At 53.0% G+C, this 24,566-nt stretch carries 14 protein-coding genes; 3 read left to right on the forward strand and 11 right to left on the reverse strand.

Translation table 11 applies throughout. The annotated features are described in order from the left end of the window. Positions 1 to 43: 43 nt before the first annotated feature. From LOC67_RS06325 to LOC67_RS06335, 3 genes are all read right to left on the reverse strand, one after another. A complete protein-coding gene (locus tag LOC67_RS06325; RefSeq protein WP_230261688.1) occupies positions 44 to 3,115 on the reverse strand; it encodes a serine/threonine-protein kinase in 3,072 nt (1,023 codons plus the stop codon). 473 nt (positions 3,116 to 3,588) lie between these two features. Then, entirely contained in the window at positions 3,589 to 4,155 is a 567-nt protein-coding gene (locus LOC67_RS06330; RefSeq protein WP_230261689.1) for an RNA polymerase sigma factor, read from the reverse strand. Positions 4,156 to 4,779: 624 nt separating this feature from the next. After that, positions 4,780 to 5,628 (reverse strand): hypothetical protein, encoded by an 849-nt coding sequence (locus LOC67_RS06335; RefSeq protein WP_230261690.1) that lies wholly within the window; start codon positions 5,626 to 5,628, stop codon positions 4,780 to 4,782. 381 nt (positions 5,629 to 6,009) lie between these two features. On the opposite strand from LOC67_RS06335, the gene lpxD reads away from it, so the two are divergent. Further along, a complete protein-coding gene (gene lpxD, locus LOC67_RS06340; RefSeq protein WP_230261691.1) occupies positions 6,010 to 7,137 on the forward strand; it encodes a UDP-3-O-(3-hydroxymyristoyl)glucosamine N-acyltransferase in 1,128 nt (375 codons plus the stop codon). Next, complete coding sequence (locus LOC67_RS06345) at positions 7,137 to 8,120, forward strand: LpxI family protein (protein ID WP_230261692.1); 984 nt, start codon at positions 7,137 to 7,139, stop codon at positions 8,118 to 8,120. The genes lpxD and LOC67_RS06345 overlap by 1 nt, the downstream gene beginning before the upstream one ends. Positions 8,121 to 8,531: 411 nt before the next feature. Here LOC67_RS06345 and LOC67_RS06350 read toward each other — a convergent pair whose 3' ends face one another. Continuing rightward, positions 8,532 to 9,743 carry a DUF1080 domain-containing protein gene (locus LOC67_RS06350; RefSeq protein ID WP_230261693.1) on the reverse strand — a complete coding sequence of 404 codons (1,212 nt, stop codon included), beginning with the start codon at positions 9,741 to 9,743 and terminating at the stop codon, positions 8,532 to 8,534. A 331-nt stretch (positions 9,744 to 10,074) separates the two neighbouring features. On the opposite strand from LOC67_RS06350, the gene LOC67_RS06355 reads away from it, so the two are divergent. Then, positions 10,075 to 11,739, forward strand: coding sequence for a sulfatase (locus LOC67_RS06355; RefSeq protein WP_315861041.1), 1,665 nt, complete (start codon positions 10,075 to 10,077; stop codon positions 11,737 to 11,739). A 109-nt stretch (positions 11,740 to 11,848) separates the two neighbouring features. Here the strand turns inward: LOC67_RS06355 and LOC67_RS06360 are convergent, their stop codons facing one another. The 7 genes from LOC67_RS06360 to LOC67_RS06390 form a co-directional block, all read right to left on the reverse strand. After that, positions 11,849 to 13,309 (reverse strand): sulfatase-like hydrolase/transferase, encoded by a 1,461-nt coding sequence (locus LOC67_RS06360; RefSeq protein ID WP_230261694.1) that lies wholly within the window; start codon positions 13,307 to 13,309, stop codon positions 11,849 to 11,851. A 204-nt stretch (positions 13,310 to 13,513) separates the two neighbouring features. Then, positions 13,514 to 13,774: a GlsB/YeaQ/YmgE family stress response membrane protein gene (locus tag LOC67_RS06365; protein ID WP_230261695.1), complete on the reverse strand. Its 261-nt coding sequence runs from the start codon at positions 13,772 to 13,774 to the stop codon at positions 13,514 to 13,516. A gap of 307 nt (positions 13,775 to 14,081) precedes the next feature. Then, complete coding sequence (locus LOC67_RS06370) at positions 14,082 to 14,426, reverse strand: zinc ribbon domain-containing protein (protein WP_230261696.1); 345 nt, start codon at positions 14,424 to 14,426, stop codon at positions 14,082 to 14,084. Positions 14,427 to 14,530: 104 nt separating this feature from the next. Continuing rightward, positions 14,531 to 15,865, reverse strand: a complete 1,335-nt coding sequence (locus tag LOC67_RS06375) for a DUF1501 domain-containing protein (protein WP_230261697.1) — start codon at positions 15,863 to 15,865, stop codon at positions 14,531 to 14,533. A gap of 15 nt (positions 15,866 to 15,880) precedes the next feature. Beyond that, positions 15,881 to 19,543: a DUF1553 domain-containing protein gene (locus LOC67_RS06380; protein ID WP_230261698.1), complete on the reverse strand. Its 3,663-nt coding sequence runs from the start codon at positions 19,541 to 19,543 to the stop codon at positions 15,881 to 15,883. Positions 19,544 to 19,675: 132 nt separating this feature from the next. Then, positions 19,676 to 21,103: a DUF1501 domain-containing protein gene (locus LOC67_RS06385; protein ID WP_230261699.1), complete on the reverse strand. Its 1,428-nt coding sequence runs from the start codon at positions 21,101 to 21,103 to the stop codon at positions 19,676 to 19,678. A 140-nt stretch (positions 21,104 to 21,243) separates the two neighbouring features. Then, positions 21,244 to 24,561, reverse strand: a complete 3,318-nt coding sequence (locus LOC67_RS06390; protein ID WP_230261700.1) for a PSD1 and planctomycete cytochrome C domain-containing protein — start codon at positions 24,559 to 24,561, stop codon at positions 21,244 to 21,246. Positions 24,562 to 24,566: the final 5 nt, after the last annotated feature.

Raw genomic sequence — 24,566 nt, forward strand, 5'->3', positions numbered from 1 at the left:
GTAGCCAAAACTTAGGTGTGTATGGAAACGATTGGATTGATCGCTAACGGCGATTTCTTCGAGAACGCTGTGATGCTTCAAGGAATCTGCGAATCGATTCAAACTCTTCGGTGTCTCGGATCGAATCCAGATCAGGATCGGTGTCGATCTTTTCTGCCGGATACCCGTTTTTGACAGCTTCGGCAAGCAACGCGAGTGCACGCTGCCGATTGAATGGGCGTCCGATCACGGCGTGAATACAGGCGGCCTGATAGATAGTCCGAGGCGAATTCGGTGGGTCCATCGCTTTGCGTGCGTATGCTGTGGCGAGATCGAATTTCTCCAAACGCAGGTAAGCAAGGGCCAAGCTGATCAAGACGTTTTCATCGTACGGCTGCACTTCAAGCAGATGCTTGTAGTTTTCAACGGCCTCGATGTAGCGTTCCAAATAAGTAGCCTGTGCCCAGGCAACTTGCAGCAGCAGGAAAGGGCTATCCGGATTCATCTGGAGAGCCTCTTGGAAATCCGCTAACGCCAGTTCGTAGTCCTTGGTCCTGATGCGTGCCTGCGCTCGGGTGAGAAGGTTTTCAGTGTCGATGCACTCAAGTGAGAAGGCTTGTTCATAAGCTTCGTCTGCCTTTTCGTCTTCTTCCAATAGCCGATACGCGCGGCTGACTTGAAGGTGATTTCGAATTCGATCGGGCGCCAGTTTTTTCGCTTGCTGAAAACTTTTGAGCGATGATTCGTACTGTTCCTCATCGCGTTGCAAATATCCAAGGTAGTACCAAGGCGAGGGATTGTCCGGTTCCAGTTCCGCAGCCCGTCGAAAGTCCTGATCGGCAGCGACAGTTTGGCCCAATCGATAGTGACAGCGTCCACGAAGCACACGCAATTCAGCAGAATTCGGTGCACGCTCGATCGACTGCGTGAACGACAGCTTTGCCTCATCGAAGCGATCATTTAGGAACTGTGCTCGCCCCAACATCGTCCATCGCAAGGCACTCGGAACGGTGTCGCGGTCGGCGAGAATCGCCAACATGTCTCTTGCAGAAACGTAGTCGCCGATGGCAAGTAATCGGACGGCGTCTAGGTAGACCTCCGTGTCTGTGTTCGCCGGAACATCATTCGCTTGCAGTGACAGTCGCACCTGTTCTTCAGTGTCACCAAACAACCGAGCCCTCTGTGCTTGAAGATGCAAGCGGGCGCGAGATTGTGAATCGCCATCTAGAAAGTCGGCCAGCGAGATCAAGTGATCCAGCGACTCAAAATCGCTTTCCACAAGACCATCGATCGTCTTTTTTCGCCAGAGTCGAGTCTGCTCTAAAAAGGCCAGATGCGCGATATAGATGAACATCCCATCGCGAGCCTTCTGTTGCTGTGGAAACGGTAGCGATCGTATCAGCCGATCCATCTGATCACGGCTGGAAAGCTCGTGCTCTTCGATTAGATCGAATCCGCGCCGGATCGTTTCGGGTGCATGGCGTCCCGGATCAGCCATTATCTCGGACAGATAACGGCTGGACGCTTCATAGAACATCGCGAACTGGTGCTGACCGCCCAAGCGGTCCATTGTGATCCGGCTATTGCGTAGTGCGATCGAGACCGGACCGACGATACCGAGCAATAAAACACCCGCGACCAACGCCGATAACAGTCGAGGGTGTCGACGTGACCACTTGCGTGCTCGCCACCCCAGCGGTTCGTCTGCTAACTTTAACGCCCGATTGTCCTGCTCTCGAACCAAATCCGAATGCAAGTCATCAGCACTTTGGTAACGAAGCTTTGGATCAAAATGCAAACAGCGATCGATGATCGATCTCAGCCCAGGTGTTACCTGATCCTGTGCAAGCCAACCGGGAGCGGACTTGCGATCAGAAACCGCTGGCGCCAAATCGATCTCAGCGATCGAAGCGGGAGCCGAATAAGGCAAGCGTCCTGTCATGAATTCGAACATCATGACGCCAAGAGAATACAGATCGGACGTCGCGTCCGGCTGCTCTTTGGCCCCCATCAACGCTCGCAACATTTCTGGTGACATGTATGGCAGCGTCCCACCGGCACGACGGTTTGTCTTTTGACCGATCGCTTGGGAAAGGTTGAAATCCAACAGCGCCGGTTCACCATCATTCCGAATGAGAACGTTGCTTGGCTTCAAGTCATTGTGCAAGACGCCCCGGATATGCGCATGTGACAGCGCGTTGGCCAGCCGTGAAAAGATGGACAACGCCAATGCATCGCAATTGAGAGACTTGAACCGGTCCAAGGGACGCGACAAGACCAGATCGTCGGCAGCAGGAACTCGCGAAAACTCCCCCGAAGGCGAATCCTCTTCATCATCGTCACCGACCACCATCACCATCGTGTCTTGGATGCGGGCTTCGACGGTTCCGACAAGACTTTCGCCGCTGCGCTGAGACGCCTCGGTACGGCTAGCCAAAAAATCGGCCAATGTGACGCTGCCCGCATAGGGCATGCAGATCACCGTCCGTGAAAGAACTCGGTGACTCGAATAGATCGGAACGATATTCGTATGCTGAAGCGTCGCCATCCGCTCGGGTTCGGCAAGCGTTTCACTGACGATCTTCAGCACGACAAATCGGTCAGCCAACTCAGATTGGTTTGCCAAATAAACATGGCTGAAAGCACCGGTACCGATTTGTTGCACAAGCTGAAATCCGACCGCAGCTAATTCAGCTTGAAAGGCAGCATCCTCACCGGGACTCTGCTGCAGTTCATCGATTTGAGACCGAATCTGTTTTCGGCGAGCCGACCTGGCCAGATCTTGAAACCAGGGTTCTTGATGGACTCCCGGCAGGTTTTTCCACCGCGCAGCAGAGACGGGATATCCCATTGCAGATCTCGCGCGAAAGTCCTCGAACGCGATTTCAGCAACGCATTCTGGTTGATCACGCAATTGCCCAAAGCGATCGAGGTAATGATCGACTTCGCAAGAATCGCCATTCTCGTAGCGAAGTTCGATATCCACACGAATCAGCTCCGCGATCGCATCATGATCTTGCGACAATCCATATCGTGAAACCAAATCCTCGATCGCCTCGTTAGATTCGAGCGACCACGAGGCTTCGAATTCATCGATCGCTTCATCAACCCTGTCGAAGGTGCCTCGATTAATCATCCGGTGAGCCTAGTCCAATATCAGGGATAACCTGGGCCGGCAAAGTCATGGCCGGCCGAACCAATCCTGTGCTTGGTAGAGCAGTGACGGAGGCACACACCCGCCATACAAACTGGGAATTTTGTAGCGATTGCCAGCCACCACAGACGGCTTGGAGCCAATTCGCAGGTTCCAACCAGACCCTTCTCAACCGCCGACCCGTTCCCCAGCCCATCCCATCGCCGCTTTCAGCACACGGATACACGATCGGAGTGTACGCAAATGAGTGCAATCGAAGCATCAGCGAAATCGCTCGCTTCAGCATCCAGGCCGTAAAGAAGATCAGCCCTCCCGCGACAGCCCCAAACCCAGGCCTGCGTGCTTAGTCAGCGAACTTGGGCAACATGCTTCGACTACAAGCTCGGCCAACCGGGAGAAAGAGATGGCTTCGCAAATACGTTGCCTTGCATATCCGGTGCCTTGCAAACTCGCCATCACTCCGCAAGCAACAACTCTGCCAAGACTTCGCGGCTTCGCTGCAAGCTACGCTCGACGGTTCTCCGACTGCGTCCCGTCTTCTGGTGAATCTCTTCGATGCTATGCCCAGAGATCCGCAACGTCAGAATTTCCTGATCAATCGGACGCAGCAATTCCAGGGACTCACGAATGCAAATCTCCAGGAATTCGATCGATGCTTGATCGATTGACTCCTTCAGCCCGTCGCTCGACGAGTCGAGCGATACATTCCGACTGACGTCACGACGTTGCCGCGTATGATGATTCGCTTGGTTTGTTAATTTGCGAACGGCTACAACGGCTAGAAGATTCCAAAGCGTTGCCCCGGGCGGCGCGTCATAGTTCCCCGACTGCATCCCACGGAACACGCTTTTAAATACTGACTGAACGATGTCCTCTGGCTCAGTCACGACTCCCAGCTTGGTGCCCAACTTCGAACGCACCAACCCGAAAACGCGTCGGGCGTACCGGTCATAAAGAATTGAAGCCGCATGCTCATTACCATCGCGCACCGCTACCACTAAAGACCGATCGGTCGATGTCATGTCAGTCGTTGGCGGGGCAGGATCCACGGCAAACACCGAAAGATTCGTGAGATCTATGCTTTTGCGATCAACGCAATGGATAAGCAATTGCCTTGATTGTCTTCGGCTCCATCCTTCTCACCACAAAATTTATCTGCTCGGCCAAAGCTTTTTTCGCAGATTTTCCGGCACACCTGATAACAAACAGTCCTACAAAGTGCACTGCACACCCCCCAATTTCAGGCTGCGGGTGACAACATCTGTCGCTCAGGTGCTTTGCCGCTTGCGAGAAGAAATCCTCAAAAGCCACTGTCAAAAAAGAAAGCCGGGCACGTCCGCAAAATTCTCTACTACGCGAGTAGAGCTGCCCCATCACGGTGCGTGCCCGGCTTCGTTAGATCGAATCACATCCTCACTTGGATGCCGAAAGGTGAAGCAACACCGAGGTGAACAATCCGCCATCGAAAAAGATCTTTTTTTCAAAGTGCCTGCTGATATCGACCACGCCATGGTCGAACAACGCGCCGTCATCATGCAAACTCGGGGGCCGCTGCAAACCTTCTGCAACAAAACAACGCCATCCCGGAAGGCTGGGGCAATGCCTTCCGAGTGGCGCTGAAGCAGATCCAGACTGGTGGATCGACTTTACATTCGCTGCAAGATTGCACCGACGATTGCTCGGCGAAGCTCGTCGCCGGTAGACAGCTTTTTGGACGTGTAGTGCTTCGAATCATGATGACGCTGGATGTCGGCGCCGACAGGATTGTCAAACCTCCGCGAAGCACTTAGATCGGCAGGCGAACGATGCTCGAACGAATACTGACTACGCAGTTGATTGCCTCGCCCATCATGGCCGATGCTTCCATGCCCACCAAAACTGCTGCCGTTCACCACGCGACCACGATCAGCGTGTGATCGGCTCGAGTGATTTTGAAACTGATAATTCGCCGGTGACAGTGCCGGACGAGACAGCTCGATCGAAATTCCGCCATGATGCGACGGAGCAGCGTGACGCGGATCAAAGCTACTCGTATGACAAACCTCTTCGTGAGCACCACCGGGGAAGTGGACAGCAGCCTGATATTGTTTCATCTCACGATGAAGCTCATTGAATCGTAAGCTCACCAACTGCCAAGACGCATCAAGTCGAGGACAGTAGGGGTACTGACGCCGCTCGAAGAAGATGGACTGCACCTGGAAGTGCAAAATCTTTGTCTCGGAATATCGCGTGATCAATCGATCCGCATTTCGCAAATCGTGTGCGGCCGAACGAAGCCGACTGGTGCTGTCCTCCAAATCGTCGACCAATCGCTCATCGCATCGCTGAACAAAGTCCTCACGTAAAACAACGCGTTCAAAGTCCTTCACCGCATCGCGATAACTTTCAGCCGCACACAACAATGGCGAATCATGCCCCGCCGAAGCAGGACGCGCCATAGCCGTCATGGTGGTGATCGAGGCGATGACGGCGAAAACTCTTGCGATGCGGATCATTTTCTGGACTCCAGTTCTTCAAGTGGTCGCCAACCCATTCTTGAGTCGACGGTGGGATTCGTGTTTCACGCCAAATAAATGCACCGCCCATGCCAAGAACCCGAACCAAACCGCAAACACTTACTATAAAAAGACTTACGAAATTCAACTGATTTCAGACGCCACGACAAGCGCAGTCATTACGACCACCACCGAAACACAACCGACATCGAATCGACAACACACTTGGCTCGCAAGTAGCGACTGAAGCACTGGCGTCAAATCGCTTTCAGCCAGCCCGCGGCGTTTCAGTTTGACCATTTCTCTTGTCACCAAATTGGCTCTACCGCTATCTTTGCAAGCAGCCAATAACATTGCATCAACAGCGAAAAGGAAGTCGCGATGGCAATTCGATTAGACGAACTCAGCCAACTAATAAATGGAACACTCCATGGCGACGGCGCACTGATCTGCGAAGGCGCCAATCCACTTGATCTGGCGAGCGAAAACGAAATCACGCTGATCGTGCAACCGTTCAACAACTCGGGGCCGATCAAGGCTCTCGCAGTCGTGACGGATACTTTGATCGAGGATTGTGCACAGGCGCAAATCCTGGTTGAAAATCCGCACACCGCTTTTGCAAAAGCGGTCGCCTACTTCCGCCCACCAGTGCCGACCAGCCTTCCCGGCGTCGGTGTTGACTCCTCTGCGGCGATTGCCAGCTCGGCAAAGATCCACCCCACGGCAACGATCTGCCGAGATGTCGTCATCGGGGAACGCACGTTGATCATGCCCGGCGTTGTCATCATGCCAGGCTGCCGGATCGGCGCTGACTGTGTGTTGCACTCCAACGTGACTTTGTACGCACACACACGAATTTACGATCGCGTCTGCATCCACGCGTCGTCGACAATCGGTGCCGATGGGTTCGGCTATCGGTTCGAAAACGGGCGTCATGTTCCCGCATCACAATTGGGCTATGTCGAAATAGAGAGTGATGTTGATATCGGTGCAGGCGTGACAATCGATCGTGGCACCTATGGAGCGACGCGAATTGGCGAAGGGACAAAGATCGACAATCAAGTCATGATTGCCCACAACTGCCAGATCGGACGCCACAACCTGATTTGCAGCCAAGTCGGTATCGCAGGCTCATGCCGGACCGGAGATCATGTAATCTTGGCTGGACAAGTTGGGCTGAAGGATCACATCACCTTGGGCGACGGAACCATCGTCGGCGCCAAAGCCGGTGTGATGGATGACTGCGATGGTGGTCAGGTTTACCTGGGTGCCCCCGCGATGCCGCAGCGCGATCAAATGCAGATCTTCGCACTGCAGCGAAAGCTTCCCGATATGCGCCGCGAACTGAAGTCGCTGAAACAACAGATCGCACGCTTAACCGAGAGCTTGAATCAAGTGGATGACAAATCGCCCCAAACCGATTCAGAGCAATCCGGTACCAGTTCGCCAAGCGCCAGCTTGCCCAGTGCCAAGCTTCAACGCGAAGACAAGCGAGACCGCGCGGCATAATGAACCACCACGTCAAACGCCAGAGCTATGGACGCGATCTACTGAGTAACTTTCTGTCGCGATGGAAACATGCCGAGCCGAACGGACAACCTGCACCCATCGGCCTGATTGCCGGATGGGGATCGTTTCCTGTCCAAGTGGCCGAAGAGATTGTCAGTTCAGGCGGACGTGTTTGCTGCATCGCGATCACCGGGCACGCTAGCCCCGAGCTGGAATCGATTTGTGATCACGTTAAATGGTCGGGCGTGGGGAAGATCGGCGCTCACTTGCGATACTTCCGCAGACATCACGTTCGCAATGTCACGATGGCTGGAAAGCTATTCAAATCAGACCTGTTGTTCCAAGGCAGCGTTTGGCTGAAACACTTTCCAGATCTCACTGCGATTCGCACATTCGGCCCCTGCCTGCTGGGAAAACGCCGCGATTCACGAGATGACAGTCTTCTGCTATCAGTCACCCGAACCTATGCAAAGAATCAAATGAACGTTTGCCCGGCTACGGACTTTGCCCCTGAACTGCTGGTCAAGAAAGGACAACTAATCGGCGCGCCACTGGACGAACGTCAGCAACGCGACGCGACCTCGGGATGGCAGGTCGCAAAACAAATGGGCGGCATGGACATCGGTCAGTCGATCACCATCAAAGACGCGACGGTACTGGCCGTCGAAGCGGTCGAAGGGACGGACGCATGTATCGAACGCACTGGCAAGCTATGCCGGCGTGGTGGCTGGACGCTGGTCAAAGTTAGCAAGCCGAATCAAGACATGCGTTTCGACGTTCCCACAATCGGTCCACAAACGATTCAGAAGGTTGCCGCCAACGGTGGAGAAACCATTGTCATCGAAGCTGGGATGACGATCGTCGTTGAACGCGAAGAGACCCTGCGACTGGCCAAGCAACACGGAATCAAAATCGTCGCGTTTGAGGACGCAGCGATGGAGCAGCAGCCAGGTGGCATACAAGCTACAAACCAAGCCGCTTAGCTTCCGCCCCTTTGGCACCGGCGACTGCGCCGCATAGGCAACGGTACCGGGCAGTCCACCAGCAACCCAGTGCTTCGTTCCAACTCGATTTTAGGATTAGCCGTATGGCTTTGGCCATGGTTCCAACGCAATAACCGGGGCTAACGCCCGTCGGCTGATGACCCGAACCCGCTCGATTTTAGGATTAGCCGTATGGCATTAACCACGGTTCCAACGCAATAACCGGGGCTAACGCCCATCGGCTGATGCCCCGAAACCGCTGGATTTTAGGATTAGCCGTATGGCGTTAGCCACGGTTTCAGTGCAATAAGCGGGGCTGATGCCCGTCGGCTGATGCCCCGAACCCGTATTTTCATATCGAACGAAGCACCAGTAGACTGCCCAAATGCAGCGAGCTACTAAACTGCCATGCTACTCTGCTGCCTTCTCAGATGCCTCTTCTGAAGACTCTGCCTCTTCAGATTCGGCGGGCTCTGCAGATTCGGCGGCTGCTTCTTCGCTAGGCTCCGCCTCGGCTTCCTGTTCCTGTGCCGGCTGATTCCATTCCAATTTTGCTGCTTCGGCGCGTTGTTCCTTGGTCGCGATGACAGGAAACTTGGCGTGCCCCAAGCCGCGATCAACAATCCAGATGTTGCGGAATCGAACGGGGTCGCCATGGTCTTGAATGTTGATCGGCAACAAGATCGGCTCTTCAGGTTTTCCGGCGCCTGTTTTACTTGGAAGTGCGACGTCGTCTTGAACCTTCACACCATTGATCCAGCTGGTGATGTGGGCATCACGAATCTTCTTGCCGTCAGAGGACCAACGTGGGGCGGTAAACGAGATGTCATAGGTCTGCCAAACCAACGGGGGAAATGCCATGTTGAAATCAGGAGACTTCATTCGGTACAGGGCGCCCAAGCCGTTGAACATCTTTTCGGTTCCGAATGAATCGAGAACCTGACACTCGTAGCGACTTTGTAGATACATACCGCTGTTGCCGCGTTGCTGACCGTCGGCCAGTGGCATGTAGGGCAGGCGGAATTCCGCGTGCAGATCAAAATCTTGGAACATCGGCGAAATCAACGCGCCTTCCTTTAGCAATCCTCCGTCGGTCATCTCCGCACCGACAAAATTGTCAACAGAGCTTCCGTCAAAGACGACGACGGAGTTTTCTGGTGGCTTTGCACCTAGCGTTGGACTGACACGGTGGACTCGGTCAAGTCTGCCCAACATCTTGCCATCGGACGAGACGATATTGCATCCTTCGGAATCGACGAAGATCCCCCACGGGCCACCTGACAAAATCACCGTTTCACCGGATCGCAAACCGATTAAACGCATTTCCTCGGCTTGGTGTCCCTCTTCCCCGGGTAGCCCACCAAAGAAAGCGATCGCTTGGAACTGGTCACCCTTAATCGGGCGAATTTGCAAAGCCAGTACGTCGCGTTTCTTACCTTCGGTTTTGATTTTTCCGACGAATTCACCCATCAAGCTGTAGCTGGCGTCGTCTTTTGGCGGCTCAGTGTAGGCAGGCCCTTTTTCGTTGTTGCCGTGCTGCTGAGCTAAAACGGAGGGTGCTGTGACCAGGATCAAGGCGGGCAGGAGAGTCTGAGCGAGCAGACGCGGTAGAGATACGGTCATGGTGGGGAGAATCAGGGGGAGATTATTCGCTGAAAAGCGAGTTCATGTTCTAGCGCTCCAAGTCTAGTTCGCAGACAGGCCGGCCTCCAGCATGCCACGGTCAATCGGAACAGTTTCGGTCGCATTCTTGACTGAACTGGTGTGGATCAACGTTTCCAGACTGGCATTTCTAGCATCCCATATTTTTTGGCTGGCGCATCTGCTCCAAAATTTGTCGGCTAGGTCGGGTGCGGGTACGATGACCATTCTTTTGGCTCCGGCCGGACTGGGCGCAAACCAGACTGAGCCTAAACCATCTGCCCTCCCAAAATTCCTCCCAACCAAAGTTTCTATGCGTACATTCTTTCGAGCTCTTCTCCGTTCGCGGCCTGCGTCTGAAGCGAGTTTGCTTCGGGATACCAACGGCAACAGTTCCATACATCATCGGTCCATCGGCTACGGTTTGGCGATGGTCCTGATCGCAATCGGTTTGGCCAATGCTTCGACTCGAAACGTCAAAGCGGCTGACCAACCGAACATCCTGTTTATCTTCACCGACGATCACTGCACACAAGCGCTCAGTGCCTACGATCCGGAACGGATCTCGACACCCAACATGGATCGTATCGCTCGTGAAGGCATGCGATTTGATCGATGCTATGTCACCAACGGGATCTGCGGTCCCAGTCGTGCTGTCATCCAAACCGGCAAGTACAGTCACCTCAATGGCTTTATTCGAAACGGCAATCGATTCAACGGTGATCAGCAGACGTTTCCAAAGTTGCTGCAAAAGGCCGGATACCAAACCGCGATCATTGGTAAGTGGCACCTCGCATCAACACCCCAAGGCTACGACTACTACGACGTGCTCAAAGGCCAAGGTCCGTATTACAACCCACCGATGATCACTGCCGACGCCAACGGCGAACCGGTCACACGGAAACACACGGGATACACGACCGAAATCATCACGGACAAGACTCTCGACTGGTTGAAAAATGATCGTGATGCTGACAAGCCATTCATGGTCATGTACCAGCACAAAGCCCCACACCGCAATTGGCGTCCGGCTCCCAAGTACCTCAACTGGCTTGACGACGAAACCATCCCCGAACCAGAAACGCTTTGGGATGACTACCAAGGTCGAACACAGTCAGCAGCCAAGCAAACCATGACGGTCCGCGAGCACCTGAACGACAACGACCTAAAGCTCTCTGGCTACGGCAACATGAATGCCGAACAAAAGAAGGTTTGGGACGCAGCCTATGGCCCGAAAAACAAAGCTTACTTGGCCGCTCGCGATTCGATGACGGAAGAAGAAATCATCAAATGGAAATACCAGCGATACGTCAAGGACTACTTGCGCTGTGTCAAAAGTGTTGACGACGGAATCGGTGAGGTCCTCGACTACTTGGATGAATCCGGTTTGGCCAAAAACACCGTCGTGATCTATTCGTCCGACCAAGGCTGGTACTTGGGCGAGCACGGCTGGTTTGACAAACGCTGGATGTACGAAGAATCGCTACGAACTCCGTTGCTTGTCCGTTGGCCCGGCGTTGTCCAACCTGGATCAACCAATAACGACATCACTTCGAACCTCGACTTCGCAGAAACCTTCCTCGATATCGCCGGTGTAGGGGTGCCCGCTGATATGCAAGGCCGATCGTTGGTTCCATTGTTCAACGGCAATACGCCAAATGATTGGCGCAGTGTTTTCTATTACCACTACTACGAAAACCCTGGCGCACACAACGTGGCACGCCACTACGGTGTCACCGACGGTCATCATAAGCTGATTCGATACTATGCATTGGAAGGGAAGCAGATCGATGACTGGGAATTGTTCGATCTGAAGTCCGACCCGAATGAACTGCAAAGTGTTTACGGCAGTACCGACTACAGCGAGATCCAGCAAAGACTGGCGAAAGAGCTTGATGCTGCTCAAAAGCAATTTGGTGTCCCAGAAGACACGGACATCGGGCGTCCGCAACAAAGACGAAATGCGAATGGCAAGTAACATTGCCTGAACTATCAAATTCAACTCGCTGATGATTGCACTGCGATCATCAGCGTTTTTTTATTCCAGGTCAAAACAGAATCAACATTAAATCACTTACCAAGCGGGATCACCAACCGCCTTTTTGTGGCGTCGCAGTCGCCTGCATCTCTGCATACCAATCTTTCAAGTCACCAGCCAAGCGGGTTGTTTCCGTTTGATGATTGTCGGCAACGTTGATCGCTTCCTGTGGATCGTTCGCCAGATTGTAAAGCTCGAAGCGTTCGTTCTCGAATGAACCCGGTTTCGCTTTGGGATGCTGCACCACCAATTTCCATTTGCCGTCCCGGACCGCCTCACTACGTTGACCGTTGTTGCTTAGCGAAGCCCAATAAAGTGACCGTTTGGGAAGACTTTCTTGCCGAAACAAAACAGGTGATATATCAATACCATCGAGCTTCCGATCGTTCGGCTCAGGAACATCGGCGATTTCCAGCAACGTTGGCATCACGTCAATGCTAATCATCGGCTGATCGCTCGACGTTCCTGGCTTAATTTTGCCGGGCCACCAAGCGATCGCTGGAACCTTGTGACCACCTTCGTACACCGAACCTTTCCCGCCTCGCAAAGCAGGACTTCCGCTCGGAAAGTCACTCGAAGGGCCATTGTCTGAGAAGAATAAAACGAAGGTATTCTCGGCGATATCCAGATCGTGCAACATTCGATAGAGACGATCCATCCCTTCATCGACCGGCAATGTCATGCCTTTGTATTTGGCAATGCGTTCTTCGGGGCTGACTTGATTCCATCGCCAACGATTCCAAGCTGTCTCGGTCCTTCTGACCGGATCTCCCGGCACCTGCACCGGATTGTGAATCGCTTCATGGGCGACATAGAGGCAAAACGGTGAATCATCCTTTGCATGTTGCTGAACAAAATTGCAAACGGCATCGTTGATCAAATACGTTGAATAGCCTTGCTGATGGGTTTCCCTGCGGCCTTTCCACCAGTCATGCTTGCTATGGTCGCCAATATGGCTGACGAAATCGATGTTGCCACTGTGGTAGCCAATGAACTCGTCGAAGCCATGATTGTCAGGGTGGTAAACATCACTGTTCTGCGGATAGCCCTGATGCCATTTGCCGACCAACCCCGTTACATACCCCGCATCGTTTAGCAGTTCTGCAAATGTTTGATCGACCAGTTGCAAACCTTTACGGTGCTCCGGATGACTATCATGCGGATGGATCACCGCTTCGATACCTGCGCGTTGTTGATAGCGACCGGTTAACAGCCCCGTACGTGTTGGCGAGCACACCGTCCCCGAAGAATGAAAGTCGACTAGCCTCATACCTTCGGCTGCAAATCGGTCAATCGCAGGTGTCTGAAAGTATGGATTGCCAAAGCAGCTGACTCCCTCGTAACCCATATCGTCGACCATCACGACAATCAAATTCGGACGATCAACAGCAATGGCGTCACAGGTCGATAGCAGCGCGAACATCGCGAGAGCCGCGATCCGCGAAAACTTTGGAACCTGAGAGTCCAATAGCAGTGGAAGGAAAGCTTTGAAAGATAAGTTTCTCTTCACGGATCAGCCCTTGAAAGCGAATTGGTCAACGCACCGCTACCATTCTATCGCTTTCAAATCAGGCGCGCGGCTTTGACGACGCTATCGAGCGGTATCCATCAATGCGAAAGATCCAGACCGAAATGTCATGACAACATCTCTGCCTGGACCTGATCGCAATCCACCAGATTCTGACTTTAAATCAGCTCACCATGATGCCTTTATTTAGGCCACGGTTCGATGATTGGTTTTCTCTGCAATGACCAGCAGGGCAACTGCGCCGATCAAAGATCCGATCCAACCCGCCGCTTGAAACGGCGTGCCACCAAAAATCAGGTAGGCGACGAATCCGCCAGCGAAGGATCCTGCCACGCCTAACAGCATGGTCATCATCAACCCCATTGACTGAGGGCCGGGTACCAGCAAGCGAGCGATAGCACCGATAAACAGACCGAAAAGCATCCAACCAAGAATTGGAATTAACATCGAGGATTCTCCTTTATTGACTAACGTTGGTTAACTCTTTGTGTGTCGAACTGAGCTAAGCTAGTTTTGACACCGCGTTTGGTTCTCCCCACAAGTCAGAAGGCATTCAAGCCGTTCCGCACAACTCGCCCCCATCACAATGCATTGATGCACTTAATCAATGGATCGCTCGAAGGCGGCTAAGTCAAACTTTTGGGGATGCTCTTTGATGAGCAGGTTTCGGAACATCTGTTATGCGAATTGCATGCCAAAGCCTTCGAGCATGAAACGACACTTGCAATTGGTCGTAAATTGACCAGTCACATCGCTACCCGTTTAGTCCGATGGCTGTCGGGCGGTGTCCGATTGCGGCTTCGGAATAGACGCTTCCACAGCGTTGGCAGGCGAAACGATGGGTTCGTGTACGCCCCAGCGGAAGCACCGGAATAAAGAAAAGCGTGAAGTAGCGAGCGATCACAATTCGCCCACAGGTCGTTTTGGACGCACACGCCGGACAGTTAAACTCGCCAGCTGACTCGACTTTTTGCTTGGTAGAGATTCCAAAGATAACCATCGTGCTGACTCCGTTGATTGAAAAGCGTTGCCCCTTATCAATCGACGAAGATCGCAAAGTCTGTACCGATCGCTGATCGCGACCGAAACCATTGATCATTGGCAGTTCAGGAAACCGTTTTACTAATCAGATGTACGCAAAACGTCCTTTCTGCAATCGTTCAAATCACACGTTGCATTGTGCCTTTTCGTTCGTAAGCCATATTAACTGATCAACAACGACTCGATCGGTCGCCCACGGTCCGTGATCGGGACGGGACGGTCACCGGCGTAAAGATTCTTTTGGTAGTCAACTCCAACGCTCGCGCAAACCGTCGCGAAGAAATCGGGAACGCTAACAGGATCCTGCAAGATCTTTTTGGAACGTTCATCGGTTTCGCCAAAGGCACCACAGTGGTTCAGCCCTCCGCCTGCGAGCACACAAGTGAATGCGGTGCCTTGATGACCTCGACCGCCACCACCGTCAAATTCCGGTGGACGCCCAAATTCGGTAGTGATCATAATCAACGTTTTGTCCAGCAGTCGCTTGGACTGCAGATCTTCTATCAACGCCGCAACAGCAATATCCATCTCTTGGATCAGCTTGTGCTGTTGCTCAATCCCTCCGTTGTGCACATCCCAGCCTGATCCGTTTAGGAAGTTCAAGTTATGCGAGACTTCAATAAACCGCACGCCTCGTTCGACCAATCGCCGACTTAGTAAGCATCGCTGGCCGAACTCACCACCGTACTGATCACGAAGACTGGCGGGCTCTCTGTCAAGTTCGAACACGCGATTGAATTCAGGACCACTCAGTTTCAAACTTTGGTCAATCGCCTGTTCATAATCATTGATCATTGGCCCTCGTGCAGTTGTCGCTTGCTGTCGAAGCGTCGCAAGAAATTGCTCTCGACGCTGTTGCCGTGTCATCGTGATGCCCTCCGGCCGCGACAACCCCGCAGGACCTTTTGTGGTATCGGTGAGGTACAGGTAGCCATGCTTGGCTCCCAAGAAACCTGGCCCGCGTGTCACATTGGGATAGCCAATCAAGACATAGGGTGGTGCCGTTTCAGATGCGGCGCCGCGTTCATGTGCGATAATCGAACCGATCGAAGGATAGGTGATCGTTCCACTGACCGGTCGCCCCGTATGCATTCGATTCGTCGCCGCGGCATGCTCGTCAATCATATCGTGGTTGACGCTGCGAACGGCGGTGACTTGTTCCATCAACCGAGCCACGTTCGGCAGATGCTCGCACAAGCGAACTCCATCGACGGACGTTTCGATTGAGTCATAGTAAGCACCGGGCCGTTTTGCTTTTGGATCTCCTTTTTCTTTGGGGTCAAAGGTATCGATTTGCCCCATGCCTCCACCCAACCAAATCGAGATCACATGTTCTGCGTTCCCCGAAATACTCGGTTGGTGATGCGAGTGCTCACCTTCGACATCACTCGCGACGTCGTTCGCAATCCCTAACTTCGGTAACGCAAGGCTACCCAATGCCGCCCCACGACGAAGTACGGCTCGACGGCTGAGTTCTTGATGGTTTTCTTTGTTCATCTTGGTTTGCTTTGATTATGGAATCCAAACGAACTCACTGTGGTTGATCAAACTCCAGACGACGTCTTCATAGACTTCGCGCCATGCGGAGACTAAACGTGGGTCGGCAGGAGGCCCGGCTTGAACACGCTTTTCGATTTCAAGCTGAATCTCATTGGCCTGGGGGCGAAGATGGTTGAACCAATCAACTTGCGGAAGTGGCTTTGCGATCGGCACTTCGGTGATTTCGTCCTCCGGTACGATCCGCTGCTGATAGCCTTCGGTGATCGCAGAAGAAAACACGTGCAACTCTTCGGCATTGGGATGGCGACTAAGGAAGCGCAGAAAAAGTTGATCCACAAGCTCTTCGGGCGAATCTTCATCAATCGCCAACTCCGCAAGAACGCTTCGGTTTGAAACGCGAGTCAACGAACTTGCCAACACACCGTTTGCCAGCACACCGGGCTGCAACACATTGGGTTCTTGATCTCGTTCGGCGATCGGCATTTGCCTTGCCCCGGTCCAACCGAAGGCTTCCAATACATCCGCAACAGCTCGGGCCCTTGGCAGAGACAAGCTGGGCCGATCACGTTCATTTTTCAAGTCACCGAACATCCAAGCTCGGGTCGGCGTTCCCAACGTTTGCCTTGCCCCCAAGGGACGTCGTCCGTCATGGACGAACGTTAGCTCTTCTACCGAAATCGTGTGTCCCGTCGATTGATGTAGCGCATCGACAATTTGCTCTGCACTCAGGCGGCGGCGATCAGGAGCATTGAAAAACCGCGACTCCGCAGCAGCCACTTGATTCGTTCCGATGGCCTGACGCTGATACAGATCCGATTCCATGATCTGTTGAATCAGTCGACGAAAATCATATCCGCTGGACACAAAGTCATCCGCCAGCCATTGCAGCAGCTTTGGATGACTGGCCTGGTTGCCTTCCCAATCGTGGACCGGTTCAACAATCCCAGCACCGATCAACCGTTTCCATGCGTGGTTTACGATCACCTGAGAAAATCGGTGATTCTGAGGTGCCGTGATTAGCGCCGCGAGCCTCTCGCGGGTATCGTCGCTCGATCGAACAAGTCGGTCTATTTCGGGACCATCTTCCACACCGGTGACGTCCGCAAAAGGCCAAGTCGGCATGACAGCCTGATCTGCCGGAAGCGATACTTGAATGAGCGACTTGCGCACCTTTTGGTTTTCAAAAAACGCAGCGGGAACACGACTCGTGGCAGGAACTTTGATTGGTTTGCGACTGAACATCGCCGCCAATGAATAGAGGTCCTTTTGAGTTGTGCTGTGGTACGGCGAATCATGACATCGAGCACACTGCAATTCGATCCCCAGAAAAGCGGACGCGATGATATGACCTTTTGCAGCCATCGGCGAATCGTTTTCGCCTGCGAGTCCGAAACCGGCGCTTCCGCCTTCAGCAGCACCGCCACGCAACATGATTAATTCGGTGACCATGCGATCGATCGGCTTGTTGTCACGAAGCGAGTCGTACAAAAACCAACGGAACGGACCGGTACTGTTCAGCGACGCGTTTAATAGTGAAGGGTTCTCGGCGAGGATATCCATCCAAAAGCTAACCCACCGATCCGCGAATCGTTGGTCTTCGACCAAACGCTCAATGAGCTGCTGTCGTTTGTCGGTTGACGTGTCAGTTAAGAACGCTTCAACTTCCTGAGCCGTTGGCGGCACACCAACGGAATCAAAGTAGGCTCGTCGTAAAAACGATGCGTCATCAATGACCGGTGCAATCTTGACCGCGTCCTCGTCCAATGGTGGACTCGGCCAAACCGCTCCTTTGCTAACCCAAGTTTCCAAAGTCGCGATTTGATCTTCACGAAGACCTTCTTCCGTCGGTGGCATGTTGCCCGAGCGGATTTGCGAAATCAATTCGCTGGCTTCGACATCGCCTGGAACGACAGCAGGGATTTCAGAGTCGCCTGCCAACAAGGATTCCTCCCGTGAGTTCAGACGCAGACCGCCTTTTTCTTTCTCACCATGACAGCGGAAACATTCCTCACGCAAAATCGGAAGGACGTTTTCGTTGAAGTGACTCGCTAGATCAGGATCGACATCGGTCTGTTTTTGTCGACGTTTCTGTATTTTTGACTCGATGAAATGATCAATCGGATGACCGGCAAATTGCGGGTCTCGTTCGGGACGATTTGAATCGATCCACTGATCTGCGAACTGATGGCGTTTGGCCCAGAATTCATCCTGCGACTTTGCCGCCAAACGTTGGCTTTGCTGATCAAAGTCGATTAAATCGGATTCGATTTGTTCTAGCAGTGGCTCGACGACTTCATTCGACAAGGAAACAGGGGAATCCATCGTCGCCAATAGCTCATAGCCATCGCCTTCTGCATTCAGCATCGCGACACAGATCTCGCCCGTTTCGGTACGGTGCCCACTGCCACCGACGACGACTTCAAATACCACACGGCAGGTCTTTTCGGACTTGCCTGAGGATCCATCGATCGTGATGTCGCCAAAAGCCTCCTGTTGATTGTATCCGTGCGGACGAACACCGGGCAGCGGAGGCTCGGCGAGCGGAGTGACTGGTTCTTCGCCATCTGGCGGCTTGCGGGAAACGGAATCAGTTCGCGTCACAAGTTCACCGTCGATCCAAAGCCGGCTCATCGCTCGCGATCGAATCAAGAAACGATGGGTTCCCGTGGGCAGCTGAACGTCACCCGCCATACGCAATAACAACGGAGCTCCCCAAGCATCACGTATTCCCCATGAATCGAAATGCAACGGAATGCGGGGCAGCAAAAACGAATCACCATACCAACGTGATGCTTCCTCAGGCCATTGCTCGCCTTTGTTCAACCAACGGTCGACTGCTGGCAATCGCTCACAAAGTTGAACGACCACTTTTCCGCTTGGGATCGAGGCAATTTGCGGCATGACTTCGGGCTGTGGCTCGATGACCCGTGGCTCGCCAACGCGACGGAAGCGTTGCCGCATTGTTTGATCGTCAAGCATTTCACGATGAATCATGACCTGATCCAAAGCGCCGGCATAACTGACGCCTAGACGCACTTCATCATCATCGTTAATGGGCGTCTCAGTCGTGATTCCTCCCATGTCCCATTTGCCTTCGGTAGGCTTTCCATTGACCCAACCGCTGATCGATTCCGGCATCCCAAACCGATACGAGACGCCTACATGGTGCCATCCGGTACCGATCGGAAAACTTAGATTCGACGTCCAACGGTGCCAGTGTCGATCGCTACCCGACAACTTCGTCGCAAATAGAAAGCTGATGTGTGCATTGCCTTTGCGATTAATAATCCGTAGCGCCCAGTTCTGATTGTCCCGCGTGAATTTTGCCGAACCCGTTCTCCCCTTACCAATGATATAAACCGGCTGTCCCTCGGCCGATCGCTGCGGATTGACCCAGGCTTCCAAAGTCAGCTCATCACCGTTAGCGAAATCAAACCGGCTTTCAGGTCCTTCATCTGGGATCGAAACATATGCAGAGGCACCGACTTCGATCGCCGTATTCGTTTCGGAAAGATCCGGAAATTCGGGAGGACGGGGCCCAGCAATGTCACGACGAACGTCACCATGGTTACTGACCGATTCGAGGGACGCGCCATCGAAGCTCCACTGGGCAACGGGAGATTCACCAACAGTCGTTGTGAAGGCAAGCAAGACGGCGACAAGGTTGATTGACATAACCGTGGGACTCCTCAACAGATGGAAGAACCTGTGATCGGGTCATCAGGATCTTCTTGGGCAGTCGATTGGTGGGAAGGCGGGGAGGGATGCTCGAGAGCAGGCGGGAGGTTTGATGAAGGTTTACTGCGTTTATGTTTTAGCGAGTATCCCTTTGTAGAACTCACCTTCATTAAGGTCGACTCGTTCGGGACGGCCCTTGTGCATGTAGATGACTTCTTTGTGGTCCATGCCCAACAGTCCCATGATCGTCGCATGAATGTCGTGCACGTGCAGACGGTCTTCCACCGCATGCAACCCTAGTTCATCTGTTGCACCGACTGCCTGACCGGCCTTCACACCACCGCCGGCCATCCACATGGTGAATCCGGTTGGGTTGTGATCACGGCCATTACCCTTTTCACTCATTGGCGTTCGTCCGAACTCACCGCCCCAGATAACCAGCGTATCTTCCAACATCCCACGCTGTTTCAAGTCAGCAATCAAACCGGCAATCGGCTTGTCGACTCCTCCGCACAAACGTGAATGGTTCGATTCGATATTACTGTGGCTGTCCCATTTACTACCGGCTCCCGAATACAACTGCACAAACCGGACTCCACGCTCGACCAGTCGCCGAGCTAGCAGACACTGACGTCCATAAACTTCAGTTTCCTTCTGATCCAATCCGTACATCGAACGGATATGCTCTGGTTCGTTGTCAATATCGATTGCGACGGGCGCGTCGGCCTGCATTTTGGCAGCCAGCTCGTAGCTTTGGATTCGTGCTTCTAACTCTGTATTGGAATGTCGACCTTCAAAGTGCCGGCGATTGAGCTGGTTAATAAAATCCAACTTACTGCGTTGCTGTTGCTGCGAAACTCCAGCGGGATTGTTTAGGTGACGAAGTGGTTCATCACCCGGTTCGAACAGGACGCCTTGATGCATCGATGGCATGAACCCTGATCCCCAAGCTCGCACTCCGTTGACGACCATTGACGAACTGTCTTTCATGACGACAAACGTTGGCAGGCTTTCTGCGGGGTTCCCAAGACCGTAGGAAACCCAAGCTCCAAGCGATGGCCTGCCCCCAAAAACAGCTCCGGTGTTCATTTGACAAACGCCACCGGCATGATTGATTCCGTCGGAAACACAGGACCGAATCACACACAGTTCGTCCGCGATTTGTTGATGGTGTGGAAGCCAATCAGAAATCCACAGACCGCTTTCGCCGCACTGCTTCCATTCTCGTTTGCATTCCAAAATCGGCGCATTGATTTCGCCCATCGCTAAGACGGGCTTTTCAAAACTGTCGGGCAATGACTTACCCGCCAATTCGTTTACAGCCGGTTTGTAGTCAAACAAATCGATGTGACTGGGACCACCTTCCATAAACAGCCAAATGACGTTCTTGGCCGTTCCCAATCGGTTGGTAATCTTTTGCGATGCCGGATTCTCAGTCTCTGCACCGAACAAACGCTCGCCGGACATTGCCGCATAGGCGAGTGCACCAAATCCGCATCCGGCACGAGTCAGCAAGTCACGCCGTGAATGAAGCTTGTCAATATTGTTGCATCTCATAGATTCTTTCCAGAGCGATTCTTTCCAGAGTTTTAATCGCGACGATACGAGTTATTGCAGCGAACCAGTTAGCGTGTAGCGGTCATTTTGCGATCGGTGCACCAAGTGAACGCTCGCAAAAAGACGAAGTTTCAACTTCGCTAATGCAGGTAAAGGAATTCATTTGAATTAAACAGAGCGTGGCAAAAGTCAGTGACCGCCGCGTGAAGTTTGCTCGAATAGCCATGACTATCTTGCTTTTTTGCCGGTCGATACCAAACGGTATTGGGAGCCGGTTGCTCACCGTTGGCTCCTGAAAACTTCCAGTCCACCAACCGTTCCAAAGTCGTATTTGATTGATTGACCAACAGTTGCTCTTTAGCCAGTACTCCGTCGCTGACCAACAGCCTTGCCATTTGACCGTCCCACAAATGACCAGAAGACTGCCTGCCACCGGCGATCACATCCAATTTGGGATTCTGCACATGACTGACGATATCCGTTTCGACGGTTGCAGACTGAAGCGTTGCATCCGGATCCGATAGATCTTTCATGTAGAACGTCACGGTACCGGACGTTGGGTTGTCGCCACTGGCCATCGCCGAGATTGCTGCAGCGACATAGACCGGTTTTCCCAAGGGGAATTTCAAACCCGACGCCACCACTTCATATTTGGCTTCGTCTTGAAAGGTCCGGCCGACCAGTTGCACGATAAAATTCTGTGGCGTGTAGGCAGACTTCTTGCTGGTGATTCCGATATTCCAACCACCAACGGATTGATTCCCATCCCAGCGTGACAGCAGTGTATTGACACTGGCGTCGGGATAAACGCGGTCCAAACAGACGATCGCTTCAACGGTGAATTGATCTGCCAATCCTTCAGATTTTTTCAATCTTAGCCGTTCAAACCGACTTTCAGGCTGAATCCATAGTGCCTTATCGCCAAGCAACGTTTGATCAACATTGCCAAAGTGCTGTGTGATGGGCCGCAACCCGTTTTCGTTTGGATACTTCGGCTTGGGAGCGGTCAACGCGGCACGCTCGTCAATCGATGCTCCTTGAAATTCGATGAACTCCAGGGCAGCTTTGACTTCGCCATCCGTCGCCGATCGACCGTAGACAAGGCGGTAAGCGTTTTGAATCAGTTCTGGAGAGGCTTGCTTTTGCGGGCCGAGCAAGCGTTTGGCAAATGCCTGAGAACGTTGCACACTCCATTGTCCATTCATCAACAGCAAAGACTGCAGCGGAGTGGTTGTGGAAACACGATCCGGCGCCGATTCGAATCCCAGCGGCGCATCAAACCCGCCTAGCATTTCGTCAGGTCTGTTGCGAAGTTTCTTGACGAAGACGCTTCGGTAAGGAGAGCTGCCCGCTACCGATGCACCACCCTCTCGCTGCTTTAGCTCACCAGACACGGCCAACATCGCGTCGCGAACCTGCTCGGCATCCAGCCGTTGCGGTGGATACCGCCACAGCAAACGGTTGCTGGGATCCACCTTCAGCTCTTCTTCGGAAGGCTCACGAGATGAAGTTTGCTGGTAGGTGGCACTCATCATGATCAACTCATGGACCGCCTTAATCCTCCATTCACCTTCCAAAAACCGGACGGTTAGCCAATCCAGCAATTCGGGATGACTGGGCAGTTCACCTAACGTTCCAAAATCATTTGGTGTGGGAACGATCCCGGTACCAAAGTGACGTTGCCAAATGCGATTGACGATCACTCGCGTGGACAACGGGTTCTTTGAATCCGCAATCCAGTTTGCCAAAGCCGTTCGCCGACCGGTGGAATGTTCAAGCGATTCGATCTCGGGCGGCGTCTGACCTAACAGTTCTAAGAACGCGGGTTGAACCTCCGTCTTCGAGGTCCGTGTTACCAGATACGTCGGTGCGGGCTGTGGCCCATGATCGACCGCGACAAACGCAGTTGGCAGATCCTTGGGCTTGATCGAATCGAATTCCTTCAGTGCATCCTGAAGTTCTTTGTATCGCTTTAAATCGTCTGGTTTTCCTTTCAGTGATTTTTCAAAGTCGACGCCACGTGCCGCTCTGGCTGCCTGCCTTTCGACCAGATACGACAACTGTTTGTCGTAAGTCGTCTTTTCAGATTCAGGTTTGTGATAGATCGCTTTGACATCGTCGGGGAATTGTACAACCGCGTTGTCACGTGCTTTTTGAACCGCCCCTTTTGTCAATTCATGGATTTCGTCCCGAATCGACTCGGTTGCTTTTTCCCAAATGGCTTGCTGTTGGTTGTAATGCCGAATTTGTTCGGCAGTGGCTAACGGCTTATCCATCGGCCATGACACTGAAGACAGGAATGCTTGCAAGCCAAAGTAGTCCTTTTGCAAGATCGGATCGAACTTGTGGTCGTGACACTGTGCGCATCCGATCCCGATGCCCAAGAACGCTTCGCCGGTCACCCGAGTCATTTCGTTGACGATCAGGTCCCAGTGCATGCGGGCGTCACGTTGATTCCACTCATAGACACCGTGACGCAAATAGGCCGTTCCGATGAACGCGTCTGGATCATCCGGCGAAATTTCATCGCCAGCGATATGTTCGCGAATCAGTTGATCGAATGGCTTATCATCGTTGAACGAACGAATGACATAGTCGCGAAAGACGCTCGCGTCGGGTCGAAACGCATCTTCACGGTAACCATCGCTCTCGGCGAATCGGATCACGTCCAACCAATGCTGCGCCCATCGCTCGCCATAGCGAGGACTTTGCAACAACTGCTTGACCAAACGCGGCCATGCGTCAGGTTTCGGATCATTCACAAATGCGTCGACTTGCTCCGGTGTAGGCGGAAGCCCATGCAAATCAAAGTAAGCGCGTCGGACCAATTCGTGGCGATCGGCTTTCGCGGCGGGCTTCAATCCGGCTTGTTCCAATCGCTTTGCGACGAAATGATCAATAGGATTTTCGGCCCATTGGTCAGCCCACTGTGGATTTGGCGTATCGCTTCCCGCTGGAATCGGATCGGCAACAGGCTGAATTGCCCACCAGTTGCGGTCTTCGTCGGTAAACGTTTTTCCTGCTGCACGAATCTTCGAAGAATCTGCCTGCGGCCAAGGTGCACCGAGCTTCACCCACTGCGTGAGGATCTCGATTTCGTCCGCCTTGAGTTGCTTTTCTGGCGGCATTTCGAAGGATTCATAGTTGATCGCTTCGACTAACAAACTCTCCTGCGGTTTGTGCGGAACAACCGCCGCCCCGCTTTCACCACCGCGAGTCATTGCGTCGATCGAATCGAGACGCAACTCACCTTTCTGTTGCTCTTCACCATGACACTGCACGCACTTGCTGGCCAACAGCGGACGAACTTTGTTCTCAAAAAACGCCAAGTGCTGCGTCGCACTATCTTCATCCGGAACCTTCGTTTCGGTTGCCCCGACAAATCCGCCTCCGAGCATCCCGAGCACAACGGACCATTGCAACAATGTTTTCTTCACTGGAAACATAGAAGTGTTCATAGAGT

The sequence above is a fragment of the Stieleria sp. JC731 genome (assembly GCF_020966635.1).
GTDB lineage: Bacteria > Planctomycetota > Planctomycetia > Pirellulales > Pirellulaceae > Stieleria.

Excerpts from the sequence above, each read along its gene's own strand:
- LOC67_RS06325 (WP_230261688.1), bottom strand. The coding sequence starts at position 3,115 with ATGATTAATCGAGGCACCTTCGACAGGGTTGATGAAGCGATCGATGAA.
- LOC67_RS06330 (WP_230261689.1), bottom strand. The coding sequence starts at position 4,155 with ATGACATCGACCGATCGGTCTTTAGTGGTAGCGGTGCGCGATGGTAAT.
- LOC67_RS06335 (WP_230261690.1), bottom strand. The coding sequence starts at position 5,628 with ATGATCCGCATCGCAAGAGTTTTCGCCGTCATCGCCTCGATCACCACC.
- lpxD (WP_230261691.1), top strand. The coding sequence starts at position 6,010 with ATGGCAATTCGATTAGACGAACTCAGCCAACTAATAAATGGAACACTC.
- LOC67_RS06345 (WP_230261692.1), top strand. The coding sequence starts at position 7,137 with ATGAACCACCACGTCAAACGCCAGAGCTATGGACGCGATCTACTGAGT.
- LOC67_RS06350 (WP_230261693.1), bottom strand. The coding sequence starts at position 9,743 with ATGACCGTATCTCTACCGCGTCTGCTCGCTCAGACTCTCCTGCCCGCC.
- LOC67_RS06355 (WP_315861041.1), top strand. The coding sequence starts at position 10,075 with ATGCGTACATTCTTTCGAGCTCTTCTCCGTTCGCGGCCTGCGTCTGAA.
- LOC67_RS06365 (WP_230261695.1), bottom strand. The coding sequence starts at position 13,774 with ATGTTAATTCCAATTCTTGGTTGGATGCTTTTCGGTCTGTTTATCGGT.
- LOC67_RS06370 (WP_230261696.1), bottom strand. The coding sequence starts at position 14,426 with ATGATCAATGGTTTCGGTCGCGATCAGCGATCGGTACAGACTTTGCGA.
- LOC67_RS06375 (WP_230261697.1), bottom strand. The coding sequence starts at position 15,865 with ATGAACAAAGAAAACCATCAAGAACTCAGCCGTCGAGCCGTACTTCGT.
- LOC67_RS06380 (WP_230261698.1), bottom strand. The coding sequence starts at position 19,543 with ATGTCAATCAACCTTGTCGCCGTCTTGCTTGCCTTCACAACGACTGTT.
- LOC67_RS06385 (WP_230261699.1), bottom strand. The coding sequence starts at position 21,103 with ATGAGATGCAACAATATTGACAAGCTTCATTCACGGCGTGACTTGCTG.
- LOC67_RS06390 (WP_230261700.1), bottom strand. The coding sequence starts at position 24,561 with ATGAACACTTCTATGTTTCCAGTGAAGAAAACATTGTTGCAATGGTCC.